Consider the following 26,088-nt stretch of genomic DNA (forward strand, 5'->3'; position numbering starts at 1 on the left):
TGGCGCAACTGGTGCGGGATTGCATCATTTTCGACGCAAATCCGACGTGTATCTCAATGTGAGACCAAGATGTAGTGGTTTCCCAAAAATCAACCCCAAGAATGAGAGCGGGGCCGCCTTGGCGACCCCGTTAGGTTGAGTGTCCGAAGAATCGGTTTGGGAATCACACCCAGGGGCGGGCCTGACTTGCGTGATCTTCGAATTTGTCGATGTGGTGATCTTTCTCCATGGTCAGACCAATATCGTCCAGCCCGTTCAGCAGGCAGTGCTTGCGGTGCGGGTCGATGTCGAATTCGATCACAACCCCGTCCGAAGTGGTGATCTGCTGATCTTCCAGGTGTACGGTTATGCGGGCGTTCTCACCCTTATGTGCGTCTTCCATCAGGATCGCGTGATGTTCTTCTTCGACCACGATCGGCAGGATGCCGTTCTTGAAGCAGTTGTTGAAGAAGATGTCGGCGAAGCTGGTTGAGATCACGACCTTGATGCCGAAATCCCTGATTGCCCAAGGCGCGTGTTCGCGAGACGAGCCGCAGCCGAAATTGTCGCCGGCGACCAGAATCTCGGCCTCACGATAGGCGGGCATGTTCAGGACGAACTCTTCATTCTCCTGCCCGTCATCATGATAGCGCATTTCATCAAACAGCACGACGCCGAGGCCGGACCGTTTGATGGTTTTCAGATGCACTTTGGGAATGATCATATCGGTGTCGATGTTGATCAATGGCATCGGGGCGGCCACCCCGTGGACTTTTTCAAACTTTTCCATGTCTACACTCCTGCAGGAGAGGGCCGCGCCCGTGTCCTGCGATTAAGCTTCTTTCGCTTCTGTTGTTTCGCCCATGGGTGCGCTTTTTAAGAAGAGCGCCATGAACACCAATCCGAACCCGTTAAACAGCATCTCGATGCCCAGCAGGATACCCAGAAGGCTCAGCAAAGCGGCGGGTTCGCTGCTTGCGTAAGACCAGATGATACCTGCGAGGATGATCGACAATATGCCCGAGATCATCGTGGGCCAGAAAAACTGTGTTCCTTTCATCTGGAACGACAGAATGACCCGTGCAATGCCGCCTGCCATGAACAGGATTAGCATCACGGTCGCCAGCGTCAGCGTTCCCTGTAACGGGTGATCCAGAAAGGACCAGCCCAGGAACAGCATGACTACACCCATGATAAGTGACAGAATCTTGTTGCCTGTGCCTTCGACGGTGAAACCGCCGACCACCTGCATCGCGCCCGCAATCAGCAGTAGCGCGCCGGTCACGACCGTTACGGCAAGCGAAGCCGCAATCGCATTGCCCAGCGCAAAGACGCCAAACGCTATCGATAGAAACCCCAGCAGGAGCCATTTAATCCAGTCACTCATGTTTTCAGTCCCTCAAATATCTAGATATGAGGGCAGCTTACATCAATTCACGGACGTCTGTCAGCCGTCCCGTGATTGCCGCTGCGGCAGCCATCGCCGGGCTCAGCAGATGTGTGCGCCCGCCGCGACCCTGACGGCCCTCGAAGTTGCGGTTCGAGGTGGCGGCACAGCGTTCACCCGGTTGCAACTGGTCCGGGTTCATCGCCAGACACATCGAACATCCTGCCAGACGCCATTCGAAGCCGGCCTCTTTGAAGATGTCGGCCAGGCCTTCTTCTTCGGCCTGAGCACGGACCAGGCCTGATCCTGGCACGACCATGGCGCGCATGCCGTCCTTGATCTTCTTGCCTTTGAGGATCTTTGCCGCGGCACGCAGGTCTTCGATCCGGCCATTGGTGCAGGAACCGATGAACACCGTGTCGATTTCCACGTCGCTGAGTTTTTGACCGGCTTTCAGACCCATGTATTCGATTGACCGGCGGGCCGCCTCGACCTTGCCGCCTTCGAAATCCTCGGGTTGCGGTACGGTTGCTGTGATGGGGAGCACATCCTCGGGGCTGGTGCCCCAGGTGACGACAGGCGCGATGTCTTCGCCGCGCAGGGTGATGACCTTGTCGAAATGCGCGTCTTCATCGGTATAGAGCGTTTTCCACCAGTTCAGAGCGGCCTCCCACTGCGCGCCCATGGGGGCATGCGGACGGCCTTTGACATATTCGAACGTGGTTTCATCCGGTGCGATCAGGCCCGCGCGTGCGCCGCCTTCGATGGCCATGTTGCAGACGGTCATGCGGCCTTCCATCGACAGGTTGCGGATGGCTTCGCCGCAATATTCGATGACATAGCCGGTGCCGCCAGCAGTGCCGGTCTCGCCGATAACGGCAAGAGTGATGTCCTTGGCGGTCACACCCGGCTGCAATTTGCCGGTGATTTCCACCTTCATGTTCTTGGACTTCTTCTGGATCAGAGTTTGCGTGGCCAGAACATGCTCAACCTCGGACGTGCCGATGCCGTGGGCCAGCGCACCAAACGCGCCATGGGTGGCGGTGTGGCTGTCGCCGCAAACAACGGTCATACCGGGCAGGGTCCAGCCTTGTTCGGGGCCGACGATGTGCACGATGCCCTGACGCACATCATTCACCGGGTAATAGTGAATGCCGAAATCCTTGGCGTTCTTGTCCAGCGCTTCGACCTGAATGCGTGATTCGGGGTTTTCGATCCCGTTCACCCGATCCGCTGTGGTCGGAACGTTGTGGTCCGGCACGGCGATGGTCTTTTCCGGCGCGCGTACTGGACGACCCGCCATGCGAAGCCCTTCAAAGGCTTGCGGGCTGGTGACTTCGTGCACCAGATGGCGGTCGATATAAAGCAGGCAGGTTCCATCATCGGCTTCGTGCGCGACATGGGCATCCCAGATCTTGTCATAGAGTGTTTTGGGGGACATCGGTCCTCTCCCGTATGTAATGAGAAATGGCTGGCGAGTTGGCTCAGGCGACGGGTAGGCGTGCCAGGACCGTGCGGGCAGCCCCAAAGAACCGTTCGCGCAAGCGGGCACGATCTTCCAAATTCTGTTCTTGGGCCACATTGAGTCTCATGCGGTCCAGATATACTGCGTCTTCGCTGCAATCAAGGTTCAAAACCGGTGTCAGGCTTGCAACGCCCGGCGTTGCTGTCCAAGCTGTCATGTAGGAGGCGTGTATGAACCAAGACCTGATCCCCGGCTCACTGTCTGACCTTTACAACAACATGGTCGCGGGGTTCTCTTCGGAAATTCAAGATCTGATCGAGTTGGTGGTTACGCCGGGCTGGCGGCAGTATCAGTTGATCATCATCCTTTTCCTTTGGGCGCTGGCTTTCCTTCTGAAAGTTCTGACACAGCCTGGGTGGGACGTTTGGACGCGTGCCCGCACCGGATGGCCGAAATGGCGGCTTCGCATCATGGTGCAACTGATGCAGCGGCTGACGCTGGTCTATTTTGTGCTGCTGTCCTGGTTCCTGTATCAGGTTATGCAGCATGTCACCTGGCCGTCGCGCAGTTACCTCATTGGGGTCATTGCCACTCTGGCAACCGCGTGGCTGGCGATTGCACTGGTCGCGAGGCTTGTCCGCAATCGGACGCTGCGACGGATATTCAAGTGGGCAATGTGGGTCTATGCAACGCTTGTTGCGTTGAATCTGACGGATGACGTGGCCGAATTCCTTGATGGTGTCGCGATTTCCATTGGGGACCTGCACATTTCGGTGCTGGGTATTCTCAAGGCCGTTCTGCTGATTGGCGTCCTGTTGACGCTGGCGCGTATCGGCACCCGCGCGGCTGAGCGCGGATTGCAGAGCAATGATGACATCACCCCGTCCATGCAGGTGCTATTGGCCAAGGGTATACAGGTGCTGCTGTACGGCGCGGTTTTTCTGGCCGCGATCCGCACGCTGGGCTTCGATCTGACCGGCATAGCGCTGCTGTCCGGTGCAATAGGTGTGGGCATCGGGTTCGGCCTGCAAAAAGTAGTGTCAAACCTGATTTCCGGGATCATCATCCTGATGGATCGCTCGATCAAGCCGGGTGATGTGATATCGCTTGGTGACACGTTCGGTTGGATCAACGCGCTGGGCGCACGCTATGTCTCGGTTGTCACGCGGGATGGGCGGGAATACCTGATCCCGAACGAGGACCTGATTACCAACCAGGTGGTCAACTGGTCGCATTCCGACAAATTCGTGCGGTTGGATCTGGATTTCGGCACCAGCTATGAGGATGACCCTCACAAAGTGCGTGCGACGGCGATCCGGGCTGTGAAGGCTGTGACCCGCGTGCTGAGTGGCGGAAAACATGAACCGGTTTGCCATATTACCGGTTTTGGTGACAGCAGCGTGGATTACGTCCTGCGGTTCTGGATTAGTGATCCCACCAAAGGGCTGACCAATATAAGGGGTAACGTTTACCTTGCGTTATGGGATGCATTTAAAGAAGAAGGCATCTCGATCCCCTTCCCGCAGCGCGAGGTTCGACTTTTGCCCGAAAACGCAAACCTGCAACAGATCGCCGAAGAGTGATCACCCTTGCGCGGGGCTGGATGTGCTTTCATTGAAATGTTGCAATCCCCTTGCTACCTTATTAGTACCCCGGCGCCGGGGTTTTGCGGCGCGCAGCAAAGGAGGACTATGTCCTGTCTCTACATACACAGGCGGGTTTGCCCGCCGATGACCGGGCCAACATGATGGCCCACTCTCAGTCAATCAGCGACAAGCTGCTTGAGCGTATCCTTTCCTCACTTTCCGATGACAAGGCCGAAGACGTCGTGCAGATCAACCTGCAAGGCAAGTCGTCCGTCGCGGATCACATGGTCATTGCATCCGGACGTTCAACACGTCAGGTCTCGGCCATGGCGGAAAAGCTGACGGATCGCATCAAGCAGGAATTCGGTTTCACCTCCAAGGTCGAAGGCAAGGATGTCGGCGACTGGGTGCTGATCGATACGGGCGATGTGATCGTCCATATCTTCCGCCCCGAAGTGCGCGAATTCTACCAGCTGGAAAAGATGTGGCTGCCTCAGGGCGGCAGCGCCTCGGCAAACTGAGGCGCCATCCCGGCCTGCATTGAGGGGCCGGAGGCGAGAGAGATATGCGTATCAGCATAGTTGCGGTCGGGCGATTGCGCGCCGGACCGGAGAAATCCCTGCTTGACGATTACCTGACCCGCTTTGACCGGACCGGCCGTGGCCTGGGCCTTGGTCCTGCGCGGGTGATCGAGGTCGAAGACAAGAAAAACGCAGGCATGGGTGCCGAAGCCGCGCTGCTGCGCAAGGTACTGCCCAAGGGCGCTGTGATCTGTACGTTAGATGAGCGTGGGCTAGTCATGTCTTCGCCCGACTTCGCAAAAAAGCTGGGCGGTTGGCGTGATGCGGGGCGGCAGGATCTGGCGCTGATCATCGGCGGAGCAGACGGAATAGACCCTGATCTGCGGGCCGAGGCTGATTTTTCCATCTCGTTCGGATCGATGGTCTGGCCACATATGCTGGTCCGTGTGATGTTGGCCGAGCAACTTTATCGGGCCGCGACCATTCTGTCGGGCGGTCCCTATCACCGGGTCTGACATGGCGCAGCTTCTGATCGTTTACCACTCGCGCACAGGCGGTGCCCGGCAGATGGCCGAAGCGGCTGCTGAAGCAGCGCGAGGTGAGGCAGACACGAAACTCGCTCCCGCGGATCAGGCCGGGCCTGAAGATGTACTGGCCGCCGACGGCTACATCTTCTGCGCGCCAGAAAATCTGGCGGCGATCTCGGGCCTGATGAAGGAGTTCTTTGACCGCTGCTATTACCCTGTGCTGGGAAAGATCGAGGGCCGCCCATATGCACAGATGGTTTGCGCCGGATCAGACGGACAGAATGCCGCCCGCCAGATTGCCCGGATTGCCACTGGCTGGCGATTGAAAGAGGTTCAGCCTCCATTGATCATCTGCACCCATGCACAAACGCCCGAGGCCATTTTGGCCGAAAAGACCATCCCGAATGATCAACTGAATCAGAGCCGCGAGATCGGTTCCGCACTGGGTGCGGGCCTGGCCATGGGGATATTCTGAAGGTCAGTCCAATTTGATCAATGTGGTGTCTTCATTCCAGCCATCCACATTGCACCGTGCCTGAATCTGCACCTGAGAAACGATTTCAGGAATGACCACGCCACCAAGCGAGCGTGTAAAAGGCTGCTCGGTCTCATGCGGATGGTGCAGCACACGCATTCCCAACTCATTCCCGTCCATGTCCAGAACGCGCCAGCCGTCGGCGTAATGATCCCAGCCAGTATCGGGATGCCGGATCGTCACGTCAAACCGCCAGGCATCACCATTGGAACTGGCGCGGACCTGTTCGATTGTCGGCGGGTCCGCAAGGGCAGGCGCAGCCAGCAGGGCACTGAGAATCACATATCGCATGGATCGAACGTACGGTTTAACGCGGTGCATGGGGATCACGTCTCTGTGTTTGAGGTTTGGGCCATGAGGATCGCGCGGGACTGCGATGCAAACTCGCGGCGATACAGGACACCGAATGCAATTACGGTGCCTAAGACCAATGCCATCGGCCCAAGAAACCACGCCAGCGAAGCAAGGGCGAAATAGGTGGCACGGAGACCACGGTTGAAGCTTCGGGCGGCGGTCACGCAGATCTCGGCCGCCTGACCGGCCCGAGGATAGGCTTGCGGGTGTTCGGGATCGTTTGGGACCGAGGCCATCAAAACGGCGCAGTAGCCAAAAAGACGATGTGCCCAGACGTATTTCAGGAAAGCATTGGCCAGCAGCAGGACGACGACAAGTATCTTGATTTCCCAGACCATCGCCGGTGCACTGCCGATGGCAAGATCCGTAGCCACCCCGGCCAATCGCTCGGTATTACCCAACAGGGCCAGACCGCCCCCGATTGCAATCATCGTGGTTGAGGCGAAAAAGGTGCTGCCTTGCCGCATGGCGGCCACGACCTGAGCATCGAACATGCGTGGCTGGCGCGTCACCATCTCGTGCATCCAGTCGCGGCGGTAGCCATCCATCATAAGGGCGACGGACCGTTTCCGTGGCGAAGGATGTTCGATCTTCCATCCGATCCACAGCCACGCACCCAGCAATATTGCCATGGCGGAAAAATCCAGAGGGGAAAAAAGGGCGGCACGTTCGATCCAGGTCATGGGCGCGACAGTACGACCGGAGATCGGAACTTGCCAGTGCGGTAAATTGGTAATATTATTTTACCAAAGGGAGAAACGCCATGGAAATGCCAAAGCCAAGTGCGGATGTTCTGAGCCGGAAAAGTAAGGTTGTCGCCCGGCTGGCGCAGGTCCTGCCAAAAGATGCAATCATTCATGATCCGGTTGAAACCCGGGCCTATGAGTGTGATGCGCTGACGGCGTACAAATGCCCTCCGATGCTAGCCGTGTTGCCGTCAAGCACGCAGGAAGTCTCGGATGTTTTGCGCATTTGCCATGACGAAGGCGTGCCGGTCGTTCCGCGCGGTGCGGGTACGTCGCTGGCCGGTGGGGCGTTGCCGACTGCCGATTGTGTCATTCTGGGTGTCGCGCGGATGAATGAGGTGCTGGAGGTAGATTATGACAACCGTTTCATCAGGGTGCAGACTGGCCGCACAAATCTGAGCGTTACCGGCGCGGTCGAGGAAGAGGACTTTTTCTATGCGCCTGATCCATCCTCGCAACTGGCCTGTGCCATTGCCGGCAATATCGCGATGAATTCAGGTGGTGCCCATTGCCTGAAATATGGTGTGACAACGAACAACCTTCTGGGCGTGACCATGGTGATGATGGATGGCAATGCCGTTGAAATCGGCGGTGCGTATCTGGATGCGCCCGGTCTGGACCTGTTGGGCGTCATTTGCGGCTCGGAAGGTCAGCTGGGCGTGGTGACCGAAGCGACGCTGCGCATTCTGCGCAAACCCGAAGGCGCGCGGCCGGTTCTGATGGGGTTCGACGACAATGAAGTCGCGGGCCGGTGTGTCTCGGACATTATCAAATCGGGCATTCTGCCGGTCGCGATCGAGTTCATGGACACGCTGTGCATAAAGGCCTGCGAGAACTTTGCGCACGCCGGATACCCCGACTGCCATGCGCTGTTGATTGTCGAAGTGGAAGGGTCGGAAGCCGAAATCGACCATCAACTGTCGAAAATCATCGAGATCGCCAAACGCCACAACCCGGTCGAACTGCGAGAAAGCCAGTCAGCCGAAGAAAGCGCAAAAATCTGGCTTGGTCGGAAATCTGCATTCGGCGCCATGGGGCAGTTGAACGATTACATGTGCCTTGACGGTACGATCCCGGTGTCGGCCCTGCCAACGGTGCTGCGCCGCATCGGCGAGTTGAGTGAAGAATTTGAGCTGCCTGTCGGGAACGTTTTTCACGCAGGTGACGGGAACATGCATCCGTTGATCCTTTTCGATGCCAATAAACCGGGTGATCTGGAAAAATGCGAGGCCTTCGGGGCCGAAATTCTGAAACTATGCGTGGACGAAGGCGGTTGCCTCACCGGTGAGCATGGCGTGGGTATCGAGAAAAGGGATCTCATGTCGCATCAATATGCCCCTGCCGATCTTGAGGCGCAGATGGCGGTCAAGGACGTTTTTGATCCCGATTGGCTTCTGAACCCTGCCAAAGTGTTCCCTCTGAACGTGTCGGAAACCCGCCGCGATGCACGGATTGTCTAAAATATCAGGCTCTAATAATGGATTTTGCCATGAAACCAGAAACAGAATCTGAACTGGCCGACATGGTGGCCGGGTTGAGAGACCCTGTTCGCATCGTCGGTGGCGGTACGCGCGCAATCTCCGGTCCTGAAGCGAATATCGAAACCGGGGCTCTGCGTGGCATTTCGCTTTACGAACCCGGGGCGCTTACTCTTGTGGCCAATGCCGGAACGCCATTGGCAGAGATCCAGGCCGTGCTTGAGGCGGAAGGTCAGCAGCTGGCGTTTGAGCCGATGGACCACCGCAGTTTGCTTGAAACTCAGGGTGAACCAACGATTGGCGGTGTTGTGGCGGCCAATATCTCTGGCCCGCGGCGGATTCAGGTCGGTGCATGCCGGGATTTCCTGCTGGGCGTGCGTTTCGTCGACGGGCGTGGACAGGTGATCAAGAACGGCGGGCGGGTGATGAAAAACGTTACCGGTTATGATCTGGTCAAATTGATGGCCGGGTCTTGGGGGACATTGGGCATTCTGACCGAAGTGTCGTTGAAGGTGTTGCCCAAGCCGGAAAGCGTGGCGACCTTGTCCGTCGCCGTGCAGGACGTCGGAAGCGCGGTGGAAGTTCTTTCTGCTGCGTTGAAGTCACCCTTTGAGGTGACCGGGGCCGTCTACAACCCTGAGGGCGGAAAAGCCTTGCTTAGGGTCGAAGGCTTTGCGGATTCGGTTGCATATCGGATCGGTCGGTTGACCGCCGTACTGTCAGGTTTCGGAGAGGTGACAGACGAAGGAGATGCCGTCACGCTTTGGACCGGGATCCGCGACGTTCATCCGTTCCAAGGGAAAGGCGGAGATATCTGGCGGCTGTCTGTCAAACCTGGTGACGCGGCCGAAACATCCGCGCGGGTCGAAGCGGATCAAGCGCTGTTTGATTGGGGCGGCGGTCTTGTTTGGCTGCGGGTCCCGGCCGGCACGGATGTGCGTGCCCGACTTGGTGAGTTTTCTGGTCATGCCACGCTGGTGCGTTCTGACCACGCAACGATCACAAAGCTGGGGCGGTTTCAACCGGAACCAACAACAGTATCGGCTCTGACAAAGGGTCTGCGTGCGAAATTTGATCCTCGTGGCTTGTTCAACCCGGGACTGATGGGATAGGGCGATGCAGACAACATTCACGGAAAAGCAATTGCAAGACCCGGCAATCCAGCGGTCGAACGAGATTCTGCGCAACTGCGTCCATTGCGGATTTTGCACGGCCACGTGCCCTACATATCAGGTGCTGGGAGATGAGCTCGACAGTCCGCGTGGGCGCATCTACCTGATCAAGGACATGCTGGAAAACGGGCGTGTGCCCGACGAAAAGACGGTCAGGCACATCGACCGCTGCCTGTCCTGTCTGGCCTGCATGACCACCTGCCCGTCAGGCGTGCATTATATGCATCTGGTCGATCATGCGCGTGAATATGTCGAGGCCAACTACAAGCGCCCGCTAACGGATCGTGTGTTGCGCTGGGTTTTGGCGCAGATCCTGCCCTATCCGATGCGATTCCGTTGGGCCCTGATCGGGGCCAGGCTGGGCCGTCCTTTCAGGTTCCTGATGCCTGATGCCCGGCTGCGCGCGATGTTAGACATGGCGCCCAAGCATATCCCGCCTGTCAGCCGTAACGATGATCCGCAGAGATTTGCGCCCGGCGGTGAACGAAAAATGCGGGTGGCGCTGATGACGGGCTGCGCGCAAAGGGCGCTGAACACCGATATCAATGACGCCACGATCCGCCTGCTGACTCGATTGGGGTGCGAAGTTGTGGTCGCTGACGGTGCCGGGTGTTGCGGAGCTTTGACCCATCACATGGGCAAGGTGCAAGACAGTCATATGGCGGCAACCGCCAATATCAGAGCCTGGAAACGGGAAATGGACGGTGAAGGACTGGACGCCATAGTCATCAATACCTCCGGTTGTGGCACCACCGTGAAAGATTATGGGCACATGTTTCGCAATGACCCGCTTGCCGAAGATGCGGCGCGTGTGTCTGGAATCGCTATGGATATCAGTGAACTTCTGTTCAAGCTGGACCTGCCGACGGGCGAAAACCAAAACCTGACCGTCGCCTATCATGCCGCCTGTTCGTTGCAGCATGGGCAGAAGATCAAGTCTTACCCCAAAGATTTGCTGAACCACGCGGGTTTCACGGTTGTCGAACCTACCGACAGCCATTTGTGCTGCGGCAGCGCGGGAACGTACAACCTGATGCAGCCGGAAATATCGGGCCAGTTGAAACAGCGAAAAGTCAGAACACTTGAGGCGAAAAAGCCTGATATCATTGCCGCCGGCAATATCGGTTGCATGATGCAGATCGGTTCTGGTACGCAACTACCGATCGTTCATACGGTAGAGTTGCTGGACTGGGCGACGGGCGGGCCAAAGCCACCGGCCTTGCACAGAACAGGGAACCCGGTTCCCGTCTTGCGGTAAATCATGCTGATGCCAGCGGGCATCATTTTCCACGAAAATTCCTTCGGTGCCTGACCGCCCTATTTTCGCCCAACGCGGCACGTAAGACAAAAGCTTCGAAGTGAGTCTCGGAGAACCGCGTGCGCAACTGGATCAAGGCGATCGTGCTCTGTGTCTTGCCGTTGGCGGCCACGGCGCAGGACACCGGACTGGAAAGCCTGAATACGACGGATTCGGGGCGCGAGTGGATGGCTGTCGGGCGGTTGGATATCGCCGGCGCAGGGTTTTGCACCGGAACGCTGGTGTCGCCGACGCTTGTACTGACAGCGGCGCATTGCCTGTTTGACAAAAGATCCGGACAACGGATCAACCCCGCAGATATCGAGTTTCTGGCCGGGTGGCGTTTGGGACGTGCGTTGGCGTATCGGACCGCGCGCCAGGCTGTGATCCATCCGGATTACCAATATGGCGTCGATTCTACGGCCGACCGGGTAAGCGCGGACGTGGCTTTGATCGAGCTGTGGCAGCCGATCCGTAATACCGCGGTAATTCCATTTGAGTCGGGCGATCAGCCCAAACGCGGCGCTGAAGTGGGCGTTGTGTCTTATGCGCATGACAGGTCAGAAGCTCCGTCTCTACAACAGGTCTGTTCGGTCATGAACCGGCAGGCCGGGTTTATGATCATGTCCTGCGATGTTGATTTCGGGTCCTCGGGGGCACCGGTTTTTTCCTTCGCGGGCGCGCGCCCTCAGATCGTATCGGTGGTAGCGGCCAAGGCCAGTATGGACGGCCAGAGTGTTGCAATTGGAACCGCGGTTGAGCATTCGCTGAAATTGCTGCGTGACGAACTTTCTGCGGGGCGAGGATTTGGGCTTTCCTCGTCCGGATCGGGAACGAACAAGAACATAGGCGCAAGGTTCATTCGGCCATGATGAGAGTCTTCTGGAGCCTGTTACTTGGCCTGAGCGTCTTGGCAACAGCGCTGCATGCGCAATCCAACAAGCGCAGGCTGACCGATCGGGATGACCTTTATGGTTGGGAGGCGATCGGACGGCTGGATGTCCGCGACGCCTCGTATTGTACCGGCACGTTGATTGCGCAGGACATGGTGCTGACCGCGGCCCATTGTGCGGTGGATCGTCGTACCGGGAAGACTTACGTACCCGAAGACATCACGTTTCGTGCAGGCCTCAGCAACGGCAACGCTTTGGCCGAGCGTCAGGTCACGCAAATCGTCGTTCATCCCAGCTATGGTTCGCAGAACCCACTTTCACAAGAAGGTGTCCAGTTGGATGTGGCACTGATGCGGCTGAACGAGCCTATTCCGTACTCGGTCGCCGACCCCTTTGCGCTGCACAGCGGCCGTGTTCCGGGCAATGAGATCAGCATCGCCTCGTACGGGCGGGGACGGTCCGAGGCGATCACACGAGAACGGTCGTGCCGTATCATCGACCGCAGGCAGGGTCTGATCACCTTTGATTGCGACATTACTTTCGGGTCTTCCGGGTCTGCAATTCTGGCGAGAAACGGTTCCCGCTGGCAGATCCTGTCTGTGGTTTCGGCGGTAGGCACGAACGGTCGCAGAAAGGTGGGGTTTGGCATGGAGCTTGACGGGATAGTCGCCGAACTCAAGGCTATTATGCGGCGCGACGCACCTCAGCCCAAGGCGTCGATTCGCCGGTTGCAGGTCGGTTCCGGCAAGTCAGGATCTGGTGCGAAATTCATCAGTTCCGGCGGGGGTTGAACTCGGCGAAATCGCTACCCATGTGATGTATATCGGATCGCCACAACGGGGTTCGATATTCGAAATCGCCCGTCCGATCGGAGGGCACTTATCGCAAATCGCTCAAGAATGAGGATATGACACATGCGTACGTTTGATTTTGCACCGCTGCACCGCGCCACCATTGGCTTTGACCAGATCGCCGACATGATGGATCGCGTTCTGACCAACGATGGGGCCCAGCCCAGCTATCCACCCTACAACATCGAAAAAACCGATGTCGACACCTACCGAATTTCGGTGGCCGTCGCCGGGTTTTCGGAAAACGACCTGGCCGTAGAAGTGAAAGAGAATTCACTTGTCGTGGCAGGCAAAAAAGCCGCTGAAGACAAAGAGCGCACCTATCTGCACCGTGGCATCGCCACCCGCGCGTTCGAGCGTCGGTTTGCCTTGGCGGACCATGTCCGCGTCACCGGTGCGAGCCACGAAAACGGTATGCTGAACATCGAACTGAAGCGCGAGGTTCCAGAGGCCCTGAAACCGCGCCGGATCGAGATCACCTCGGCCAAGGCCATCGAGAAGGATGTGGTGGACGCCAAAGCCGTGAACTGAGGCTTCTGACTATCCTGCGGCAGTCCACTCCTCCCGGGCTGCCGCATCACACGCCCCGCGTTCCTCCAGACGCGGGGTGTTGTGTTTTTGGCGTGCTCGAAAACTGGTTCCCAGCAAATTATCCGCCTGATAGTCTTCGGTATTATGGAGAGCCGACCAAAACGTCGACTAGCAGCTATCCTGGCAGCCGACATCGCCGGCTACTCAAGATTGGTTGGTCTGGACGAAGAAGGTACCATCGCAAGGCTTCGGCTGATCCGCAGCGAAGTCATAGAGCCAACGATCGCCCGGCATTCAGGACGCATCGCGAACACTGCTGGAGACAGCTTTGTGATCGAATTTCGCAGCGCCGTCGATGCGGTTCACGCCGCCGTGGAGATTCAGGCCGACCTTGCAAAGAGAAACGCGGGAACCGATCAAGATAGCGTCATCACGTTTCGAATCGGCCTGAATGTCGGCGATGTGGTTTCGAACGGGGGTGACATCCTTGGCGACGGCGTGAACGTTGCCGCGCGGCTCGAGGCTCTGGCAGATCCCGGTGGCATCGTTGTTTCACAATCCATCGTCGACTATGCGCGCAACAAAGTGCCTTACGGTTTTGCTCTGATCGGGCCACAGAACGTCAAGAACATCACTGACCTGGTTCAGGCTTTTCGCATAGAAGCAGAAGTTTTGCCTTCACCGCGAAAACGCGGCACGAAGAGGAAATCCCGATGGCTGCCACTGGCGGCTCTACTGGTGACGTTGGCGGTCGTTGGGCTTTATCTGGCAAAACCGTGGAAGACTGGCCAATTGCGCGCCTCAGAGGCGCAGATGGTTTACCCCTTGCCGGATCTACCTTCCATCGCAGTGTTGCCGATTGCGAATTACACCGATGACGCTTCCAAGGAGATGCTGATCAACGGTATCTCTGAGGATTTGATCACGGACCTGTCCCGAATATCCGGATTGTTCGTCATCGCCGGGAATTCATCCTTCGCATACCGCGATAGCAACATCGACATCGCACGTTTTGCCGAAGAGCTGGGGGTTCGTTACGTCGTTGACGGCAGCGTGCGACGTGCGGATGAAGATTTCCGGATCAATATTCGCCTGACCGACACTTTGAACGGGCGATTGATCTGGGCGGAAAGATTCGATGGTGCGATCGATGATATCTTTGAAGTGCAGAAAACCATTGTTCTCGCAATTGCTCAGAAGCTGGATCTTCCGCTCGACCCTCAAAGCCGGCAGGCCATCGAAAGCGTGGAAACCCAGACCATTGCGGCACGCGAAGCCTTCCAACGCGGGTGGGAGCTGTATTCGCAGTTCAACGAACAGGACAACCTTGCGGCAATTCCGCATTTTAAAAAGGCCGTGGAACTGGACCCGGATTATGGGCGTGCTTGGGCGACGCTTGCCCTGGCGCATTTGCGACCGCACATCTTTCATCACTGGAATGGATTTGCGGGTTCAGGCGCGCAAATGCACATCGGCCTGTTTTACAAGTATTACCGGGATATGATGGAGCAGGACACCGCCCTGGTGCACGTTATCCGGGCGATTGTCAGTCTCAACCTTCCGGATTGGGACAGTACCGAAGGGGTAGGTCGGGGGACGGAAGACGCCAGACGAGAAGCAGCGAAAGCCATCGCGCTGCAACCTAGCGACCCCGAGGCACATCTGACGATGGGTTGGGCTTTGATAGCGGCTGGTGAGCCAGAGGAAGGTCTGGCCTTTGTGCAGGCCGCGACCCGGCTGGATCCCAATTATCCCAGCCACTACGCGCTGTTTGAAGCGGCGGCTCTTTACGCATTGGATGACCTGACGGGCGCGGCAGATGTGATCGAGAAAGAGTTGAACAGAAACCCGCAGGCCACTGAGCTGATGCCATTTGCAGCCTCGGTTCTGGCCCTGAATGGTGATCGGCGTGGTGGCAGGGCCATCATCGACCGATGGCAAAAGGGCAAGCACGCCGGTGTCATGCAGGACGCTGTTCAAAATTACCTTTTCATCATCCGCTGGGTCGGAGAAAACCAGCATTTGAACGCCCGGCTGAACGATGGGCTTCGCCTGGCAGCGCTGCCTCCGGAAAAAACCATAGCAAGTCTCAGGGCAGATCTGTCCCGGGGGGATGCAAAAGATCAGAGGGCGGCAGCCCAATCACTGGCCCTGTTTGGTCCTGAGGCAGAGTCAGCGGTGCCGGAATTGATCGCGCTTCTTGATAGCCCGTCGGTGTTTGTCCGCAAAGAAGCAGCTATTGCATTGGGGAAAATAGGTAGCGCGGCGTCGTCTGCGCTGCCCGCGCTGGAAGCGATGGTGGACGGTTCGTTGCAGGGAAAGTTCGCGACCCGTGCAATCGAACAGATACGCGACAAATCCGCAGACTAGCCGTGTCAACGTCGATTGGGCCGCAGCCATAGATTTGTCTGTACAACGACGCGATCGCGTATCCCGATGCGGGGTCTCTGTCCACCGCAATGGGACAGAGACCGTATTGGATCAGACCGACATGCAGACGTATTTTATTTCCAGATAGTCTTCCATGCCGTGATGGCTGCCTTCGCGGCCCAGGCCGGATTGCTTGACGCCGCCGAAGGGGCCCAGCTCGGTCGAGATGATGCCGGTGTTCACGCCGACGATGCCGTATTCCAGCGCCTCGGCCACCTTGTAGACGCGGCTCAGGTCCTTGGCATAGAAATACGAGGCCAAACCAAAAATCGTGTCATTGGCCATGGCGATCACGTCGTCTTCGTCCTCGAACTTGAACAGCGGGGCCAGAGGGCCAAAGGTTTCGTCCTGCGCCACCAGCATGTCCTGAGTCACGCCGGTCACGATGGTCGGCTGGAAGAACGTGCCGCCCAGATCATGGGGCAGGCCGCCAGTCAGCACCGCGCCGCCCTTGTCGGTTACGTCCTTGATATGTTCCTCGACTTTGGCGACTGCGTCGGCATTGATCAGCGGGCCGGTGGTGGTGCCTTCGGTCAAGCCGTCGCCGATTTTCAGCGCTTCCACTGCCGCTTTCAGTTTGGCCGCGAAAGCGTCATAGACACCGGCCTGCACATAGATACGGTTCGCGCAGACACAGGTCTGGCCATTGTTGCGGAACTTGCACAGCATCGCGCCTTCGACGGCTGCATCCAGATCGGCGTCGTCGAACACGATGAACGGCGCATTACCGCCCAGTTCCATCGAACATTTCATGACCTGATCGGCCGCCTGGCGCAGCAGAATGCGGCCCACTTCGGTCGAACCGGTAAAGGTCAGCTTGCGCACGCCGGGGTTTTCGCAGAACTCCTTGCCGATTTCACTGGCCCTTGATGAAGGCACCACGTTGAACACACCCGCGGGCACGCCGGCCTGTTCCGCCAGCATCGCCAGTACCAGCGCCGACAGGGGCGTTTCGGTGGCCGGACGCGCAACAAAGGCGCAGCCGGCGGCCAAAGCCGGGCCTGCCTTGCGGGTGATCATCGCGTTGGGGAAGTTCCAGGGCGTGATCGAGGCCGCAACGCCGATCGGCTGCTTCATCACCATGATCCGCTTGTCGCGCTGATGGCCGGGAATTGTCTCGCCATAGACGCGCTTGGCCTCTTCACCGAAGAACTCGATGAAGGACGCGCCATAGCCGATCTCACCGATGGCCTCTGCCAGCGGTTTGCCCTGTTCAGCGGTCAGGATCTTGCCCAGATCCTCGGCATTTTCCATCATCAGATCGAACCAGCGCCGCAGGATGGCTGCACGTTCCTTGCCGGTCAGTTTGGCCCATTCTTTCTGCGCGGCTTCGGCCTGTGCGATTGCTCCGGCGACCTGAGCACGGCTGACGTCAGCCACCTCGGCGACCACATCGCCCCGAGCGGGGTTCGTGACTTTGAACGTGCCATTGTCACCGTCTACCCACTGACCGCCGATATAGGCTTTGGTTACAAGCAATTCGGGGTTCTTCAGGATTGACTTCAGATCGGTCGTTGCGTCCAGCATGATAAGCCTCCGGCGTGAATTGGGTTGCGCGCACCCAATCAGGTGATGTCTCAATTGTCTATGGCCACTCTGGATGTGGAATCAATCCAGATTTGATCAAAAATTTACTTAACAAGTTAATCTAATGAAGTCACTCGATATCTGTTTCTTTCATTCGGCGGTCTCGCCTTTCCTTTTGCAAAGGAGTTTGTCAAAGTCTGGGTGAATTTTGAGACCCAGGGGATGTAAATCATCGTAACATTCCCTATCTTATTGGGTAATTAAAGAAAAAGAGGACAGCAGAGATGTCGAACCAGCAATTCGAAGCGCTTATTCAGGAAACGCAAACCAAAGTGCGCGAAAGCCAGTCTCAGATCGAAGGGCTGACCTCGCGTATTGAAGCCGTCCGCGCCAAGATCGGCACCGCCGAGGCCGATATCGACATCGAAAACGCCACGCTCGAGGATGTGCATGCCCATACCGAGGTGATGAACGCCAATATCGCCGAGCTGATCATGGGTCTGGACGACGTCACCAGCGCCTTTTCCAAGGATTTTGACGAGATGCGCTCGAAATCCGGGTGGGAGACCTTTGTCGGCATCTTCTCGAAAGGCAAATCCGAGTCGATGCGGCAGGAACGCATGCGCACGGCCAATATCGACGACAAGCTGCAGGACCTGATCGCCAAATCCGACGTGATCGTCAAACTACTGGAAGGGCAGTTGGCCGTGCTGGAAGAACAACGCGTCAAAGTCGAGGACAACCTGACCGGCACGCTGGACGATCGCGAGGCGACCGTGGCCGAGCTGGAAGCCTTACGCGCTGAGATTCAGGGCATGGACCCGGCCATTATTACGCTGGAAAACAAGATCAGCGTCGAACAGGACGCCGCCGCGCGCACGCAGTTGGAAACCGAACTGGCCGAGCTGAACAAACAATACAACGCCAAGGTTCAGGAAGAGCAGGTCAAGCTGGCCAAATCGCAGACGCTTGAACGCTATATCGAAAAGGGCAAGACCTGGGTCGATTCACTGCAAAACCAGGCGGCGACACAGATGGTGCTGATCAACAAGCTGCAGACAGACACCCAGCAGCGCGTGGTGCTGTATGACGCCCTGACCAAATCGCTGAAAACCGCCCAGCAGCAGGACGTGGCCCACCGCATCAACGAGATCGGCGTGCAGACGGATCAAGAGGCGCAAACCGCCATGGCCTCAATCGGCACCGCGACCAACCAGAAAATGGCCGACATGCTTGAGGCGCATGAGGACCACATGGTCTTTGCCCGCGACGTGCTGGAGAAAAAGGCCAAGGCAGATGAACGCTTTGCCCGCCGGTTTGCTTCGATTGTCGAGAAGCATGATAAGAATTTGTACGGGGGGTGATGCGCTTCAGTGACGTTCCATTCCAAAGGCAAGCCAAAAGGAATACGCTACAGGTTCAGGATAGGGATTCTCTTTGTTGTCTTCGGCGGGTTCCTGACTTTGCTTCTTCTGACAGCCGATTGGATGCCAGACCACTTGGTGATCAAACTTGTGCTGATAGTGGGTGTTCTCTTGGCGACATTCTGCCTCTGCGTTTTGTTCGCCAACGGTCTGATCAAGCTTGAACAGCTTGATGAGAAGTTATTCGGCCACCGACAAAGAAAAGAGCGCGTGGATAATGACTAACCCCACCCAAGACCATGTCGGCCTGACCGACACTTTCGCCTCGCGACGGTATTTCCGCAAATTTGAGGTGATCACTGTTCACCTTCTGCGCGTGGCCGCGACGATGGAGGCGGAGGGCGCGATCTCGAAACAAGAGGTGCGGATCGTGTCGCGTTACCTCTCGGGGCTGCTCTACACCTTCCGCGCGCTCAGCATGAAATACCTACTGGTCGGGCGCGATACCGGGCGGTTCTTTGGCAGCCTCGCCATGGACAAGCGTGATAGCGGGTTTCCGGTGGCGGCCGAGCTGCTGACCATGGCCAATGACGCGCAGCAAGCGCAGGTGCATCTGGCGAATATGCCCTCGGAAGATGACCTTAAGACCGACATGGTGCGCACCATCATCAGCGAACAGGAAATCCCCACCAAACTGCAATTCGCGCTGTCCCAAAGGCTCTATTACGAGGAATTGCTGAAGGGTCAGCTGTTCTGGGCCCGCAACGATCCCGAATGCCACTGGATCGGGAATGAGGGCGAGCGGCGCAAGTTCATGATCCACTGGGCGGTTTATGACAGCCAGATCAACCTGCCGGTCATTTACCTGATGCAGCTTGAGGATAGCGGCAAGACCGCTTTGCCCAAAGATCAACGTCGCTGGCCCGAAGTACAGGCGCATCTGATGGCGCAAGCGCTGGGCGGTTTGAAACTGGTGACGATCGCCAAAGGGTTCGATCAGGATTTCGACGACCTCCATCCCAAGCATTTGCGCCGCATTCATGTGGGACCGATGTATTCCTCAGCCTACACCGAGCAGTCCGGCCCCCTGCGGCAAGTGCTGGAGGACGCGCAATCTCCGCAGGGGGAAGACTGGGCGCTGGCCTGGACCACTGAAGAGCTGCAAAGCGAAGAAGTGATCGAAGAGCGCGCCGGGTGGTTTTCTACCGTCGAGCGTGAGGTTTTTGCACTGGACCCGTTCGGCGGGCAGGGGGCCGAGACCGGGGCGACCCGTACTCAGCGATCAATCATTCTGCCCCAGCGCCCGTTTCAGGTGCTAGCTGAACGCAACCCGCCGGGATTTGGTGATGTGCGCAAATTCGTGGTCAGCAAGAGCGGGCAGGTGTTGCGCTATTAGTTTGACCTCCGGCGGGAGTATTTTTGAAAAGATGAAGCAAGGGCGGTTTTGAAATGAGTTTGACGTCAGATCAGATGGAATTGCGCGAAGACGATATTCGCAAGCATTACCCGGCAGCGACCGCCTTGCTGAACGGTTTTGAACACGCGCCGCGGATCGCCAAACCCGTTGCGGCCACCGTCGAACGGTCTCCGGGCGTGTCGAGCGGGCGGCGGTTTCGCTCGACGACTCCGGGTTTGGTGACGCGGCGTACGGCACGCGCGGATGGTGTACATCTGGTCGAACGGATTGAGGCGTCGGATGATGGCGATGCGCTGGTCTCGCCGCCACAGGCCACCACACAGCAGGCCATTCGCCGGGCCATTGCCATCGCTCTGGCCGTGGCCGAGGCTTATGCGGAACAAACCCCGCTGTCCGACCTTAAACGCGCAAATCTGGCCGGGGACCTGCCTGCGGCGCGCAAGACTGAGTTTTCGGAGTTGCTGACGGCTGAGGCTCTGGTCACCTCGCATGTGTTTGGCAATGCGCTGGCCTATCTGATGTCTTCGCATCTGGGCGAAACCACTGTTGATGTTGGCGAAATCGAAGAGGTTTTGACTGACAATGGTCAATTGGCCCTGCACGGAGCGTTGTGGGAGCTGGACCAGACGCTGGCCAAACACGCGCCTGACGACGCGCACCTGATCGCGGCCACCAGTGCCTATGCTGAACAGCTGATGGACAAGGCCGCTCTGCGCGCCCAGTCCGCTGGCCATCTGGCCCCGTTTCAGAACGCCGCCTGGCATATCGAGGCGGATGACCTGACCATCCGGGGGTTCGAACCGGCCTCCAAGGCCAAATCCACCACCCTAACCATGACGTTCAAAAAACCGAACGAGGTGGTCGGCAACCATATCGCCAAATATCAGGCGATGAAGCTGGCCAAGATGGTGATGGCCTATGACTTCGACCGCCGCCTGAACCCGTTCGCGGAACTCGGCGGGTTCATCTTCACCTTCATGGGGGATGGCAAACCGGGCACTGGCAAGACAACCCTGATCCAGATGATGGCCGGGCTGATCAACGACTATTGCCAGAACGCGGGCTATCCGTTTCGCTATCAAAACCTGAGCACCGACAATATCGACAGCTATCAGGGCAAATCCGGCCAGAACGCTAAAGCCTTTATCAACACGATCATCGACCCCTCGGTCATCGGCTTCGGCACCATTGACGATATCGACCAACTGGCGGGCAAACGCGGCGACCGGCAGTCCTCGGCCGGGCAACTGGAAATCACCGCCGTTCTGATGGAGAGCTTTGCGGGCGCAAACACCGTTGTGCGCGGCAACTGCACCTTTGGCATGTTCTCGAACTACCCCGAGAATGTGGACGACGCCCTGCGCCAACGCGCGGGCGCGCGGTTCCTTGTGGACGGGCCGCAGACGCGCGAGGATTACATCGACATCCTGCACCTGCTGATGGGCCGCAACCACGACATCCCGCTGGGCGCGCACGAAGCCTATGCCGCGCAAGAGATCAAGAAAGCCGTCGCCGCCAGTTTCGAAAGCCATGCGCGCCCGCATGAGGACGCGCTGCTGCAGGTCTATGACCGGGTGTCTGGCGATATCGGCCAGATGGACACGATTGCCAAGCTGGGCACCTACCTCAAGGCGATCCAGCAGGCGGATGAGCGTTTCACGGGCCGCGCGATCAAGAACATCACCGACGCGGTGAAGGTCCGCGCGATGGATTTCGAACTACCCGACGAGTGGATGGAAAACCCTGACCTGTTCCTGTTCCGCGACTACGACACCAAGAAGGCGATGATCGAGGACCTGCGCCAGCCGATTACGGTTGAGATGGTGATACAAGAGATCAACCGCTACGCCGACAGCGAGTTCCGCTATGCCGACAAGAGCGACGAGGTCGCCATCGAAAACGCCGTCCGCGAGATGGGCCGGATGGAAGAGGCCAAGCGGCGGTATCTGGAGGGGAAGGGGTCGTGATTGCTAACTTTGTGATCTTCGCACTTCCAGCCAGTCTTAGTTTGTCTGCATGCATTTTGATTGCTCAAAAAATTGTCCGCCTGCCATTCATCCTGCGTTCGATTGTGGCATGGATTATGGCGCTAGCAGTTTCGATCCTGTGTCTTTCTCTGATCGGAATGTTGTTCGATCTTGGCCTTGGCCATCGGCTTCTCAGCCATGATCGAACAACTTACGCTGCAGCGGGTTGGGCTTCGTTTCTTTTTAGTTTTTGCCTATCTTCGGTTGCCTCGATCCTGATTGTAGTCAGCGAGGCCAAGCGGCGGTATTTGGAGGGGAAGGGGTAGTGGACGATGTGCTCTTAGAAGTAGGTTATTTTCCCATTGCCGCGATAGCCAGCTTTTTCACAGGTTGGTTCGCAGTTGAAGGAAGAGTGCCTTTTATTGTAGCGCTTCTTTGTGCGCCGCTTGTAGGTATGGCGCTCGTGCCTAGCGTCGCTATTGAGGTCTATGGACTGCTGTCAGTTGGTAGATTTAGCGCTGGGGCCATATTCCTTCTTACAGGAACTGTGATTGTAGTCTTGGCCTTTCCATGGGTTCTTGTGATTGGCCCGATGATATCGGCGTCAATCTGTTGTCTAGGCTATTATACCCGTCACGATCTTTTTCCAATGGATACAGAAGCAAGGGAAACCGCAAAGCGCATACGCCGTCAACGCAGGCAAATGGCTAATTTGAATAAAACAGGCTCTATTCGAAGGAACAGAAAAAGTTGATCCGCCTCATCAAAAAAGGCCTGATGTTTGGCAATCTCGTCCACATCTCCAGCCCGGCTCTGGTCGAGCGGTATAATCGCGCGCTGCAACATCTGTCGGGCAAAACCACGGCGTTGACGGATTTTCATGTCGATATCTCGGGCTATTCACCGGAGGTGGGGATTGAGCTGGAGGATGAGCTTTACCTCAACCCCAATGGCGTCAACCGCCAGTTCATCCTGCTGACAACCGAGCAGAAACGCGCGCCTTTGCTGAACGTCAAATTCTCGACCTCGCGCGATATCCTGCGTGAATTCATCGAGATGAACGAGGCGCAGTTGTTTGCTCTGACCGCAACCGATGCGGTGGCCGGAGAGCTGGTGAACTCGGTCATCAAACTCAGCACCCCGCGCGATCTGCTGAACATAAAAAAGATCGAGATCGAGGCCGACACCGCGGGCGGCACCCTGCGCAAGGCGCAGCAACTGGCGGGCATGGTCGAGCGGTTCAAAACCGAAGAGGACGCCTGGTTCGACGATGTGCTGATCGCGAAAATGATCGAGACGGCCAAGGAAACCGGCGACGTCACCCGCAACCCGGTCCGTCTGCGCCACACGGATTTTGAGCAACGCAATTTCTGGACGGCGCATTTTGGCGGGCTCTATCTGTTTCCAGATGTGGATCATCCGGCAGCGATTTGCATGGGTGAAAAGCCTGACGATCTGCCGATCAAGTACACGTTTGACCCGTCACAGCGGAACCAAATCGCCAAGTTTCTGGATTACAACGATCTTGTCGAACCGATCGTCAAGGCGCGCGGCGTGGATGCCGCCGCGATCCTGCAACAGAAGATGGATTTCCTGACCGTTGACGCAGCGGCGGATGCGGATGTTGACCTGACCGGGTTGGACCGCAGCGACATGCGGCGGCTGGCGCGAAACCACTCGGATCGCCTGCCTGATGCCTATCACGGTCTGGCGCAACTGCTGCGCTGGGCGAGTGACGGGGGGCCGTGGCCGCGTATCACTTCGGACCATCCGGCCTATTTCTATACGTTACGCGCCGCGAATACGCCGAACCGTGATCTGGTAAACATGTTACTGGCCGAACTGGCCCCGCTGGACCCGCGCCAGATGTTCATCTGCCACAAGGAGTTGTTCTACAGCACGTATTCCAGATGGCCCGAGAGCAAGAAAGCCTATGTTGCCGATTTCCTTGCACGCGAGTATCAGGTGGACAAGCAAGGCGCCCGTGCCGCGCTGTTCGGGCATGAACCGGATATGAACGGCGACGATCGGGTCAGCGATGACATAATCGCACGGGTCGGCCCGTGGGGTTCGGTGAGGAAAGGCTGATATGTTCGGATTGTTGCGCCTTTTGCTGATCTTGTTGGTGATCCAGACGGTTACCTATTTCGCACTGTCTTTCTACTCGCGCGGGATGCGCCGTCGCAAACTGGAAAGCTGGTGGGATGAAAAAGGCAAGACGGGCAACAAGGAAGCCTTTGTGGAGCGCGGATTGCACGTGTATGACAATTCGTTCCGGCGTAAACTGATCCTGGGTGTCTATATCGTGCCGTGGGTGGCGATTGGCGCGATGATCTACATCGTGAATTACATGTGAGGGTTTAGGCATGGCCTATGTGAAATGGGCGTTCATTATCATTTTCTGGGGTACGATTGCCGTGATCCTGCAGTATTCGCTGCCGCAGCATGACATTGTGCGCATCGTGAATACCTATGAAGAACGGCAGGATTTGAACGATTGGACTCGGATTTTCTGGTCCGAACCCGAGGATCAGTCCACCAGCCTGTCCAACCGGGATGTGCAGTTCATTCAGGCGGTGCGGGCCAACGGAAAACCCATCGTGTACCGAAACGAGGATACCGGTTGGGGCTGGCCGCCGTATTTCAAGTTCGACACAGCGAACCTCTATACCGAGGCCAATGATGCTAAGTCGACCAAGGAAAACCCGAAATGGGTGGTCGTGACCCATTATGGTTGGCGAAACGAATTCATGTCGATCTTTCCCAACGCCATTTTCATCGAAGATGTAGAAGGGCCGGATGTTCGGATCATTCCCTGGTTCAATATCATCTTCCTGACGATCTTTGCCGCGTTGGTCTGGGCGATAGGGGTGCGTTGGCGCAGGTTCCGGCAGGCTCGGATCGATCCGATGATCGAAAACGTGGAAGACGGGCTATATGCAGCCGGTGATGCCATTGAAGAGCGGCGCAACAGGTTTCGCCGCTGGCTGGACAGCTGGAAATCGAAATAGACCGCAGCTTTGGCGGGCGTGCCAGCAGCGCGCCCATCCAGGCCCTTCACCTGACGATGAATTCCGCATGCAGTGCGCCTGCTGCCTTGATCGTTTTCAGAATGTCGATCATGTCCTGAGGCGAGACCCCAAGCGCGTTCAGACCGGCGACAACCTCGGACAACGTGGTGGCCTCGGGGATTTCGGCGAGGCCGGTCCCTTCTTCTTCCTCGATCCCTGCGATTGTACGTGGCACGACCACTGTTTCACCTCTGGCAAACGGGTTGGGCTGAACCGCAATCGGTGCCTCCTGAACCGTCAGCGTCAGATTGCCTTGAGAGACTGCCACACGCGAAATACGGACCTCCTGTCCCATGACAATGGTACCAGAGCGTTGATCGACAACAACACGCGCTTTTGATTCCGGTTCAACCAGAATGTTCTCAATGCGCCCTATGGCGTGGGCTGTTGAAACTGCCTGCGTCGCCGCGACGTTGAGCTCAACCGTACCGGAATCCCGCATGATCGCCACGGCTCTGTTGAACTCGGTGTTTATCGCGGTTTCGATACGTGCGGCTGTGGTGAAATCCGGCTCTCTGAGTGCAAGGCGCATTTGAGTGAGGGTTGATAAGTCGAAGTCAATTTCACGCTCGACCCTTGCGCCGGACGGGATAACGCCCGAGGTTGGTACCCCGCGCACGACTGAAGCTGCCTCTCCTTCAGCCGAAACGCCGCCCGCAAGGATTGTGCCTTGTGCAACCGCATAGATTTGTCCGTCGGCCGCGTTCAGCGGGGTCATGATCAGAGTGCCGCCCAACAGGCTGTTGGTATCGCCTATGGCTGAAACCGTTACATCGATTTGACCACCCACCCTTGCAAAAGGTGGCAGGCTGGCTGTGACCAATACCGCCGCCACGTTTTTGGGTCGGAAATCCTCACCGGTGACGTTAACACCAAGACGTTCCAGGATGTTGGACATGATTTCTTCGGTGAATGTCCGTCTTCAGAGTTTTTCGGAGAGCTGAGGCGTTTTCGTAACGGAGGCTCTGGTTCGATTTCTGTTTGAGTTTA

Annotated in this window: 25 protein-coding genes and 1 pseudogene; 19 read left to right on the forward strand and 7 right to left on the reverse strand. The window is 57.4% G+C overall.

Features of this window, described 5'->3' with window-relative positions; genetic code table 11:
• Positions 1-163 precede the first annotated feature (163 nt).
• Genes leuD through leuC form a run of 3 tightly spaced genes read right to left on the reverse strand, consistent with a single transcriptional unit; the run spans position 164 to position 2,807 of the window.
• On the reverse strand, positions 164-769 hold the full coding sequence (leuD, locus tag AC2FLP_RS19375; RefSeq protein WP_117871067.1) for a 3-isopropylmalate dehydratase small subunit: 606 nt from the start codon (positions 767-769) through the stop codon (positions 164-166).
• Between the two features lie 42 nt (positions 770-811).
• A complete protein-coding gene (locus tag AC2FLP_RS19380; protein WP_299900241.1) occupies positions 812-1,366 on the reverse strand; it encodes an HdeD family acid-resistance protein in 555 nt (184 codons plus the stop codon).
• Positions 1,367-1,403: 37 nt separating this feature from the next.
• On the reverse strand, positions 1,404-2,807 hold the full coding sequence (leuC, locus tag AC2FLP_RS19385) for a 3-isopropylmalate dehydratase large subunit (protein ID WP_299900239.1): 1,404 nt from the start codon (positions 2,805-2,807) through the stop codon (positions 1,404-1,406).
• Positions 2,808-3,061: 254 nt separating this feature from the next.
• Between leuC and AC2FLP_RS19390 the strand changes: the two genes are divergently transcribed.
• From AC2FLP_RS19390 to AC2FLP_RS19405, 4 genes are all read left to right on the forward strand, one after another.
• Positions 3,062-4,414, forward strand: coding sequence for a mechanosensitive ion channel family protein (locus tag AC2FLP_RS19390; protein ID WP_496685645.1), 1,353 nt, complete (start codon positions 3,062-3,064; stop codon positions 4,412-4,414).
• Between the two features lie 161 nt (positions 4,415-4,575).
• Positions 4,576-4,938 carry a ribosome silencing factor gene (rsfS, locus tag AC2FLP_RS19395; RefSeq protein WP_117872906.1) on the forward strand — a complete coding sequence of 121 codons (363 nt, stop codon included), beginning with the start codon at positions 4,576-4,578 and terminating at the stop codon, positions 4,936-4,938.
• A gap of 44 nt (positions 4,939-4,982) precedes the next feature.
• Complete coding sequence (gene rlmH / locus AC2FLP_RS19400) at positions 4,983-5,453, forward strand: 23S rRNA (pseudouridine(1915)-N(3))-methyltransferase RlmH (RefSeq protein WP_117871058.1); 471 nt, start codon at positions 4,983-4,985, stop codon at positions 5,451-5,453.
• A gap of 1 nt (position 5,454) precedes the next feature.
• Entirely contained in the window at positions 5,455-5,940 is a 486-nt protein-coding gene (locus AC2FLP_RS19405; RefSeq protein ID WP_299900233.1) for a flavodoxin family protein, read from the forward strand.
• A 3-nt stretch (positions 5,941-5,943) separates the two neighbouring features.
• Here AC2FLP_RS19405 and AC2FLP_RS19410 read toward each other — a convergent pair whose 3' ends face one another.
• Positions 5,944-6,291 carry a hypothetical protein gene (locus AC2FLP_RS19410; RefSeq protein ID WP_299900311.1) on the reverse strand — a complete coding sequence of 116 codons (348 nt, stop codon included), beginning with the start codon at positions 6,289-6,291 and terminating at the stop codon, positions 5,944-5,946.
• 35 nt (positions 6,292-6,326) lie between these two features.
• Positions 6,327-7,037, reverse strand: a complete 711-nt coding sequence (locus AC2FLP_RS19415; RefSeq protein WP_299900231.1) for a DUF599 domain-containing protein — start codon at positions 7,035-7,037, stop codon at positions 6,327-6,329.
• 80 nt (positions 7,038-7,117) lie between these two features.
• Between AC2FLP_RS19415 and AC2FLP_RS19420 the strand changes: the two genes are divergently transcribed.
• The 7 genes from AC2FLP_RS19420 to AC2FLP_RS19450 all read left to right on the forward strand — a co-directional run bounded on the left by AC2FLP_RS19420 (position 7,118) and on the right by AC2FLP_RS19450 (position 15,692).
• Positions 7,118-8,560 carry an FAD-linked oxidase C-terminal domain-containing protein gene (locus tag AC2FLP_RS19420; RefSeq protein WP_496685641.1) on the forward strand — a complete coding sequence of 481 codons (1,443 nt, stop codon included), beginning with the start codon at positions 7,118-7,120 and terminating at the stop codon, positions 8,558-8,560.
• A 29-nt stretch (positions 8,561-8,589) separates the two neighbouring features.
• A complete protein-coding gene (locus AC2FLP_RS19425) occupies positions 8,590-9,690 on the forward strand; it encodes an FAD-binding protein (protein WP_299900226.1) in 1,101 nt (366 codons plus the stop codon).
• A 4-nt stretch (positions 9,691-9,694) separates the two neighbouring features.
• Positions 9,695-11,008, forward strand: a complete 1,314-nt coding sequence (glcF, locus tag AC2FLP_RS19430; RefSeq protein WP_496685637.1) for a glycolate oxidase subunit GlcF — start codon at positions 9,695-9,697, stop codon at positions 11,006-11,008.
• A 119-nt stretch (positions 11,009-11,127) separates the two neighbouring features.
• Positions 11,128-11,919, forward strand: a complete 792-nt coding sequence (locus AC2FLP_RS19435) for a trypsin-like serine peptidase (RefSeq protein ID WP_496685634.1) — start codon at positions 11,128-11,130, stop codon at positions 11,917-11,919.
• The gene (locus tag AC2FLP_RS19440; protein WP_117871048.1) at positions 11,916-12,731 is read left to right on the forward strand and encodes a trypsin-like serine peptidase; all 816 of its coding nucleotides are present in this window, start codon (positions 11,916-11,918) and stop codon (positions 12,729-12,731) included. The genes AC2FLP_RS19435 and AC2FLP_RS19440 overlap by 4 nt, the downstream gene beginning before the upstream one ends.
• Positions 12,732-12,854: 123 nt before the next feature.
• Positions 12,855-13,322, forward strand: coding sequence for an Hsp20 family protein (locus AC2FLP_RS19445; RefSeq protein WP_117871046.1), 468 nt, complete (start codon positions 12,855-12,857; stop codon positions 13,320-13,322).
• Between the two features lie 144 nt (positions 13,323-13,466).
• A complete protein-coding gene (locus tag AC2FLP_RS19450; RefSeq protein ID WP_496685629.1) occupies positions 13,467-15,692 on the forward strand; it encodes a HEAT repeat domain-containing protein in 2,226 nt (741 codons plus the stop codon).
• Between the two features lie 111 nt (positions 15,693-15,803).
• On the opposite strand, the gene AC2FLP_RS19455 is transcribed toward AC2FLP_RS19450, so the two are convergent.
• Positions 15,804-17,279 carry an NAD-dependent succinate-semialdehyde dehydrogenase gene (locus AC2FLP_RS19455; protein WP_496685627.1) on the reverse strand — a complete coding sequence of 492 codons (1,476 nt, stop codon included), beginning with the start codon at positions 17,277-17,279 and terminating at the stop codon, positions 15,804-15,806.
• 284 nt (positions 17,280-17,563) lie between these two features.
• Between AC2FLP_RS19455 and AC2FLP_RS19460 the strand changes: the two genes are divergently transcribed.
• The 8 genes from AC2FLP_RS19460 to AC2FLP_RS19495 all read left to right on the forward strand — a co-directional run bounded on the left by AC2FLP_RS19460 (position 17,564) and on the right by AC2FLP_RS19495 (position 25,038).
• Positions 17,564-18,643 carry a hypothetical protein gene (locus tag AC2FLP_RS19460; RefSeq protein WP_496685625.1) on the forward strand — a complete coding sequence of 360 codons (1,080 nt, stop codon included), beginning with the start codon at positions 17,564-17,566 and terminating at the stop codon, positions 18,641-18,643.
• A gap of 277 nt (positions 18,644-18,920) precedes the next feature.
• Positions 18,921-20,039, forward strand: a complete 1,119-nt coding sequence (locus AC2FLP_RS19465) for a hypothetical protein (RefSeq protein ID WP_496685622.1) — start codon at positions 18,921-18,923, stop codon at positions 20,037-20,039.
• 53 nt (positions 20,040-20,092) lie between these two features.
• Complete coding sequence (locus AC2FLP_RS19470) at positions 20,093-22,027, forward strand: AAA family ATPase (RefSeq protein WP_496685620.1); 1,935 nt, start codon at positions 20,093-20,095, stop codon at positions 22,025-22,027.
• Positions 22,024-22,353: a hypothetical protein gene (locus AC2FLP_RS19475; protein WP_496685618.1), complete on the forward strand. Its 330-nt coding sequence runs from the start codon at positions 22,024-22,026 to the stop codon at positions 22,351-22,353. The genes AC2FLP_RS19470 and AC2FLP_RS19475 overlap by 4 nt, the downstream gene beginning before the upstream one ends.
• The gene (locus tag AC2FLP_RS19480; protein ID WP_496685615.1) at positions 22,353-22,781 is read left to right on the forward strand and encodes a hypothetical protein; all 429 of its coding nucleotides are present in this window, start codon (positions 22,353-22,355) and stop codon (positions 22,779-22,781) included. The genes AC2FLP_RS19475 and AC2FLP_RS19480 overlap by 1 nt, the downstream gene beginning before the upstream one ends.
• Positions 22,778-24,115 (forward strand): DUF6638 family protein, encoded by a 1,338-nt coding sequence (locus AC2FLP_RS19485; RefSeq protein WP_496685612.1) that lies wholly within the window; start codon positions 22,778-22,780, stop codon positions 24,113-24,115. Before AC2FLP_RS19480 ends, AC2FLP_RS19485 begins: the two co-directional genes overlap by 4 nt.
• A gap of 1 nt (position 24,116) precedes the next feature.
• Positions 24,117-24,383: a hypothetical protein gene (locus AC2FLP_RS19490; RefSeq protein WP_496685609.1), complete on the forward strand. Its 267-nt coding sequence runs from the start codon at positions 24,117-24,119 to the stop codon at positions 24,381-24,383.
• A 10-nt stretch (positions 24,384-24,393) separates the two neighbouring features.
• On the forward strand, positions 24,394-25,038 hold the full coding sequence (locus AC2FLP_RS19495; RefSeq protein ID WP_496685606.1) for a DUF1523 family protein: 645 nt from the start codon (positions 24,394-24,396) through the stop codon (positions 25,036-25,038).
• A gap of 46 nt (positions 25,039-25,084) precedes the next feature.
• Here AC2FLP_RS19495 and AC2FLP_RS19500 read toward each other — a convergent pair.
• Positions 25,085-26,011 (reverse strand): annotated as a pseudogene (locus AC2FLP_RS19500) (flagellar basal body P-ring protein FlgI); the annotation flags it as partial.
• Positions 26,012-26,088 lie beyond the last annotated feature (77 nt).

It is taken from the genome of Ruegeria sp. CDSA141 (assembly GCF_059612005.1).

Coding starts and splice junctions, on each gene's coding strand:
- AC2FLP_RS19405 (WP_299900233.1), top strand. CDS start 5,455: ATGGCGCAGCTTCTGATCGTTTACCACTCGCGCACAGGCGGTGCCCGG.
- leuC (WP_299900239.1), bottom strand. CDS start 2,807: ATGTCCCCCAAAACACTCTATGACAAGATCTGGGATGCCCATGTCGCG.
- AC2FLP_RS19465 (WP_496685622.1), top strand. CDS start 18,921: ATGACTAACCCCACCCAAGACCATGTCGGCCTGACCGACACTTTCGCC.
- AC2FLP_RS19455 (WP_496685627.1), bottom strand. CDS start 17,279: ATGCTGGACGCAACGACCGATCTGAAGTCAATCCTGAAGAACCCCGAA.
- AC2FLP_RS19380 (WP_299900241.1), bottom strand. CDS start 1,366: ATGAGTGACTGGATTAAATGGCTCCTGCTGGGGTTTCTATCGATAGCG.
- AC2FLP_RS19415 (WP_299900231.1), bottom strand. CDS start 7,037: ATGACCTGGATCGAACGTGCCGCCCTTTTTTCCCCTCTGGATTTTTCC.
- AC2FLP_RS19490 (WP_496685609.1), top strand. CDS start 24,117: ATGTTCGGATTGTTGCGCCTTTTGCTGATCTTGTTGGTGATCCAGACG.
- AC2FLP_RS19470 (WP_496685620.1), top strand. CDS start 20,093: ATGAGTTTGACGTCAGATCAGATGGAATTGCGCGAAGACGATATTCGC.
- AC2FLP_RS19450 (WP_496685629.1), top strand. CDS start 13,467: ATGGAGAGCCGACCAAAACGTCGACTAGCAGCTATCCTGGCAGCCGAC.
- AC2FLP_RS19420 (WP_496685641.1), top strand. CDS start 7,118: ATGGAAATGCCAAAGCCAAGTGCGGATGTTCTGAGCCGGAAAAGTAAG.
- AC2FLP_RS19445 (WP_117871046.1), top strand. CDS start 12,855: ATGCGTACGTTTGATTTTGCACCGCTGCACCGCGCCACCATTGGCTTT.
- AC2FLP_RS19410 (WP_299900311.1), bottom strand. CDS start 6,291: ATGCGATATGTGATTCTCAGTGCCCTGCTGGCTGCGCCTGCCCTTGCG.
- AC2FLP_RS19440 (WP_117871048.1), top strand. CDS start 11,916: ATGATGAGAGTCTTCTGGAGCCTGTTACTTGGCCTGAGCGTCTTGGCA.
- AC2FLP_RS19495 (WP_496685606.1), top strand. CDS start 24,394: ATGGCCTATGTGAAATGGGCGTTCATTATCATTTTCTGGGGTACGATT.
- AC2FLP_RS19390 (WP_496685645.1), top strand. CDS start 3,062: ATGAACCAAGACCTGATCCCCGGCTCACTGTCTGACCTTTACAACAAC.
- AC2FLP_RS19425 (WP_299900226.1), top strand. CDS start 8,590: ATGAAACCAGAAACAGAATCTGAACTGGCCGACATGGTGGCCGGGTTG.
- glcF (WP_496685637.1), top strand. CDS start 9,695: ATGCAGACAACATTCACGGAAAAGCAATTGCAAGACCCGGCAATCCAG.
- AC2FLP_RS19460 (WP_496685625.1), top strand. CDS start 17,564: ATGTCGAACCAGCAATTCGAAGCGCTTATTCAGGAAACGCAAACCAAA.
- rsfS (WP_117872906.1), top strand. CDS start 4,576: ATGATGGCCCACTCTCAGTCAATCAGCGACAAGCTGCTTGAGCGTATC.
- leuD (WP_117871067.1), bottom strand. CDS start 769: ATGGAAAAGTTTGAAAAAGTCCACGGGGTGGCCGCCCCGATGCCATTG.
- rlmH (WP_117871058.1), top strand. CDS start 4,983: ATGCGTATCAGCATAGTTGCGGTCGGGCGATTGCGCGCCGGACCGGAG.